The sequence below is a fragment of the Actinomadura logoneensis genome (genome assembly GCF_003428695.1).
Classification (GTDB): Bacteria; Actinomycetota; Actinomycetes; order Streptosporangiales; family Streptosporangiaceae; genus Spirillospora; species Spirillospora logoneensis.
The window spans coordinates 1-4,731 of record NZ_QURH01000818.1 but is presented as its reverse complement, the minus strand read 5'-3'; the positions used below and the strand labels follow the sequence as shown (position 1 = coordinate 4,731).

The following is a 4,731-nucleotide window of genomic DNA, read 5'->3' as shown; positions in this document are numbered from 1 at the left end:
GGGCTGGTGGCTGCCCGCCGCCCGGCACGGCCTGGCCGACGCCGTCCTCGCGGACGCGGCGCGCGCCTGCTTCGAGGCCGCGCTGTCCGCGCTGCCGGGACTGGGCGCCGCCGCGCTCGTCCCGGTCGTCGCCGAGTACGCCGACCGCTACGTGGAGCGGGGCCTCAGCCCCGCGTTCGCCGAGGAGACCTCCCCATGCTGACCGCACCCGCCGCCGCGCTCTCCGAGGACGCGCTGAAGGAGCTCGTCGCGGCCGAGCTCACCGCCGCCCGCGACCGCAGCCTCGGCCTGACCACCGGGGCGCTGCCGCGTCCCGAGCTGACCGCGCAGGTCTCCCCGCTGATGTCGCCGCTGGTCTGGGACCTGGCGCACGTCGGCAACTACGAGGAGCTGTGGCTGCTGCGCGCCGCCGCCGGGACCGCCCCGATGCGGCCGGAGATCGACACGCTCTACGACGCGTTCGAGCATCCGCGCGCCGAGCGGCCCACGCTGCCGCTGCTGGCCCCGGACGACGCGCGCGCCTACATCGCCGAGGTCCGCGCCAAGGTGCTGGACTCCCTGGAGCGCGTCCGCTTCGACACCGCCGACCCGCTCACCTCGGGCGGGTTCGTGTACGGGATGGTCGTCCAGCACGAGCACCAGCACGACGAGACGATGCTCGCGACGCACCAGCTCCGCCGGGGCGAGCCCGCCCTGCTCGACCGCGCCGCCCCGGACCTGCCGGTCTCGCCCGCCCCGGCGGACGAGGTGCTGGTCCCGGCCGGCCCGTTCGTCATGGGCAGCTCGGACGACCCCTGGGCCTACGACAACGAGCGTCCGGGGCACGTCGTGGACGTCCCCGCCTACTTCATCGACACCGAGCCGGTCACCAACGCCGCCTACCAGCGGTTCATCGAGGACGGCGGGTACGACGAGCGCCGCTGGTGGACGGACGCCGGATGGCAGTGGCGCAACGCGTCCGGCAAGCGCGCGCCCGCCTTCTGGACGCGCGAGGGCTCCTCGTGGGTGCGGCGCCGGTTCGGACGCGTCGAACCCGTCCCGCCGGACGAGGCCGTCCAGCACGTGTGCTGGTACGAGGCCGACGCGTACGCGCGGTGGGCGGGCAAGCGGCTGCCCACCGAGGCCGAATGGGAGAAGGCCGCCCGGCACGATCCCGAGACGGGCCGGTCCCGCCGCTACCCGTGGGGCGACACGTGGGAGGAGGGGCGCGCCAACCTCGGTCAGCGGCTCCTCCACCCGACCGGGGCCGGAACCTACGCGTCCGGGGCGTCCGCCTACGGCGTGCGCAAGCTCATGGGAGACGTGTGGGAGTGGACGTCCAGCGACTTCCACGGCTATCCCGGTTTCCGGTCCTTCCCTTACAAGGAGTACTCGGAGGTCTTCTTCGGGCCCGAGTACAAGGTCCTGCGCGGCGGCTCCTGGGCGACGCACCCGCTCGCGGTGCGCGGCTCGTTCCGCAACTGGGACTACCCGATCCGCCGCCAGATCTTCAGCGGCTTCCGTTGTGCGAGGTCGCTCTGATGTGCCGCCACCTGGGATACCTCGGTCCGGGCCGTCCGCTGCACGACCTCGTGTACGCGGGGGAGCACAGCATGGAGCGCCAGTCGTACGCGCCGCGCATGACGCAGGGGAACCTGCTCAACGCCGACGGCTTCGGCGTCGGCTGGTACCAGGCGGGGGAGGCGTTCCGGTTCCGCCGCGCCCAGCCCGTCTGGACCGACACCTCGTTCCGGGAGGTGGCCCGCGCCGTCTCCGCGCCGTGCGCGGTGGTCGCGATCCGGTCGGCGACGACCGGGTTCCCCGTGGACGAGTCGTGCGCCCAGCCGTTCCGGGCCGGGACGCGCCTGTTCAGCCACAACGGCAAGGTCGGCGGCTTCGCCGGGGTGGAGACGAAGCTGCGGGAGCTGGCCGGGGAGCTCGGCGAGGTCCCGGACGCCCGAGCGCCCGTCGACTCGGCGCTGCTGTTCGCGATCGCGGCCCGGTACTGGCGGGAGGGGACGTCCCTGGCGGGCGGCCTCGCCGCGACCGTCGAGGCCGTCGAGGCCCTGACGGGCCTCCAGGCCGGCGCCCTCAACCTGCTGGCCTCGGACGGGACGTCGCTCGCGGCGACCGTCCGGGGCGACTCGCTGTTCGTCCGCGCGCAGCCGGACGCGCTGTGGATCGCGTCCGAGCCGGTGGACTCCGACCCCGCGTGGCAGCCCGTCCCGGACGGCTCGCTGGTGGCCGCCGACCTGGCGTCCGGCGTCCGCATCCGGCCGCTGTGACCCGGCCGGCCCCGTGACCGTGACCGCAGGCCGGCCCTGTGACCGCCCACCGGGCCGGCCCCCTGTCCTTCATTCCCGCTCCCAGACACCTGGAGAACCCGTGGACCTGTTCCTCACACCGGACGACCTCGCCAAGTCCCTGCGCCTGGACGTGGCCGAAGGACTCGCCGGGACCCCGAAGACGCTGCCGCCGAAGTGGTTCTACGACGAGCGCGGCAGCGCGCTGTTCGAGGACATCACCCGGCTCGAGGAGTACTACCCGACCCGACGCGAGCGGGAGATCCTCACCGCCCGGGCCGCCGAGATCGCCGACCTGACGGGCGCGACGACGCTGGTGGAGCTCGGCGCGGGGTCGGGCGAGAAGACCCGGCTGCTGCTCGCCGCGCTCGCCGGGACCCTGGAGGAGTACGTCCCGGTGGACGTGTCCGGCGACTTCCTGGAGGAGGCCGCCGCCGCGATCGCCGCCGACCATCCGGGGCTGACCGTCCGGCCGGTGGTGGCCGACTACGAGAAGCACCTCAACCTGCTGCCCACCGGGAGCCGCCGCCTGGTCGCCTTCCTCGGCGGGACGATCGGGAACATGCCGCCCGCCGCCCGGATCGGCTTCCTCGGCGGCCTGCGCGCCACCATGGGCCCGGACGACGCGCTGCTGCTCGGCTGCGACCTGGTGAAGGACCCGGAGCGGATCGTCCGGGCCTACGACGACGCGCAAGGAGTGACCGCCGAGTTCAACAAGAACGTGCTGCGGGTCATCAACCGGGAGCTGGACGCCGACTTCGAGCCGGACGCGTTCGAGCACCGCGCGCTCTGGAACGCGTCGGACGAGTGGATCGAGATGCGGCTGCGGTCCCTGCGCGACCAGACCGTCCGGATCGGCGCGCTGGACCTGACCTGCGAGTTCGCGAAGGACGAGGAGATGCGCACCGAGATCTCCGCCAAGTTCCGCCGCGAGCGCCTGGCCACCGAGCTCGGGACGGCCGGGCTGCGGATGGCGGAGTTCTGGACGGACGAGGCGGGCGACTTCTCGCTCTGCCTCGCCCGTCCGGCCTGACCTCATCCCGCGAGCGGAGCCGCCACTCGCGGCTCCGGCCGCGGCTCCGCCAGCGCCGCCGGGTCGAGCGACGGGTAGTCGGTGTAGCCGGTCGCTCCGCCCGTGTACATCAGGTACCGGCCCTGGATCTCGTTGAGGGGCGCGCCCGTGCGCAGCCGCTCGACGAGGTCCGGGTTGGCCAGGAACGGGCGGCCGAGCGCGACCAGGTCGGCGCCCGCCTCGGCCAGCCGCTCGGCCTTCGCGGTGACCTCCTCGGTGGTGGGCTCGTCCAGCTTCGGGTTGGCGACCAGGACGTTCGGCCACAACTCGCGGATCGTCTGGTACACGGCCGCGTCCGGGTCGGCGTAGACCACGTGCAGGTAGGCCGGGCCGATCTCGGCGAGGCCGCGGACGAGCACCGGGTAGAGCGCGTCGGTGTCGTCCTCGCGCAGGTCGTTGGCGGTGACGGCCGGGGAGATGCGGACGCCGACGCGGTCGGCCCCCACGGCGTCCACGACCGCGCGGGTGACCTCCAGCGTGAACCGGACGCGGTTCTCGACCGACCCGCCGTACCCGTCGGTCCGCAGGTTGGTGTTGGAGCCGAGGAACTGGTGCAGCAGGTAGCCGTTCGCCGAGTGCACCTCCACGCCGTCGAAGCCCGCGTCGATCGCGTTGCGCGCGGCGGCGGCGAAGTCCTCGACCGTGCGGCGGATGTCGTCCTCGGTCATCTCCCGGGGGACGACGGCCGGCCGCGGACCGGTCGGGGTGTGGATCGTGTCCGGCAGCGGGACGGGCGAGGGCGCGACCGGGTGCAGGCCGCTGTTGTCGGGGTGTCCGACGCGTCCGCCGTGCTGGATCTGGAGGAACATCCGTCCGCCCGCGTCCCGGACGGCGCGGGTCACGCCGCGCCAGCCGGTGACGTGCGCGGGGCCGTAGATCGCCGGGATGTTCGGGTAGGTCAGGCCGACCGCGTTCGGGGTGGCGGCCTCGGCGATGATCAGCCCGGCGGTCGCGCGCTGGGCGTAGTAGGTTTCCATCAGCGCGCCGGGCACGCCGTCGGCGTCCGCGCGGTTGCGCGTCATCGGGGCCATGACCAGCCGGTTCGGCAGGTCGAGGAGGCCGACGCGGGAGGGGGAGAGCAGGGTGTCGTTCAGCATGGCGCTGTGCCTTTCAGAAAAGGGGGTGGGAAAGGTCAGGTGGACGGGGGGCCCGGGTCAGCGGGCGGGGAAGGCGTTCCGGCGGGCGGCGACGACCACCGCGAGCACCGGGGCGAGCAGGACGAGCGCGGTCCAGGGCAGCGCGGCCGTGCCGAGCCGGTCGAGCAGCACGCCGCCCGCGACCCCGCCGCCCGCCATGGCCACGTTCCAGAGGGTGACCAGCAGCGCCTGGGCGGCGTCGGCGGCGCCGTCGCCGGCCTTGCCGCCCGCCGCGCCGGCG

The 4,731-nt window shown here is 74.2% G+C and carries 4 protein-coding genes and 2 pseudogenes; 4 read left to right on the top strand and 2 right to left on the bottom strand.

The window, feature by feature from the left end; all coding sequences use genetic code 11:
* From DZF91_RS28055 to egtD, 4 genes and pseudogenes are all read left to right on the top strand, one after another.
* Positions 1–202, top strand: a pseudogene (locus DZF91_RS28055) (ergothioneine biosynthesis glutamate--cysteine ligase EgtA); the annotation flags it as partial.
* Positions 196–1,521: an ergothioneine biosynthesis protein EgtB gene (egtB, locus tag DZF91_RS28050; protein ID WP_117360133.1), complete on the top strand. Its 1,326-nt coding sequence runs from the start codon at positions 196–198 to the stop codon at positions 1,519–1,521. The pseudogene DZF91_RS28055 and the gene egtB, both read left to right, overlap by 7 nt.
* Positions 1,521–2,264: an ergothioneine biosynthesis protein EgtC gene (gene egtC / locus DZF91_RS28045; RefSeq protein WP_117360132.1), complete on the top strand. Its 744-nt coding sequence runs from the start codon at positions 1,521–1,523 to the stop codon at positions 2,262–2,264. The genes egtB and egtC overlap by 1 nt, the downstream gene beginning before the upstream one ends.
* A gap of 100 nt (positions 2,265–2,364) precedes the next feature.
* The gene (gene egtD, locus DZF91_RS28040) at positions 2,365–3,315 is read left to right on the top strand and encodes an L-histidine N(alpha)-methyltransferase (RefSeq protein ID WP_117360131.1); all 951 of its coding nucleotides are present in this window, start codon (positions 2,365–2,367) and stop codon (positions 3,313–3,315) included.
* Between the two features lie 2 nt (positions 3,316–3,317).
* Here egtD and DZF91_RS28035 read toward each other — a convergent pair whose 3' ends face one another.
* Together DZF91_RS28035 and DZF91_RS28030 are read right to left on the bottom strand one after the other, a co-directional pair.
* On the bottom strand, positions 3,318–4,451 hold the full coding sequence (locus DZF91_RS28035) for an alkene reductase (RefSeq protein WP_117360130.1): 1,134 nt from the start codon (positions 4,449–4,451) through the stop codon (positions 3,318–3,320).
* Between the two features lie 57 nt (positions 4,452–4,508).
* Positions 4,509–4,731 (bottom strand): annotated as a pseudogene (locus DZF91_RS28030) (MFS transporter); the annotation flags it as partial.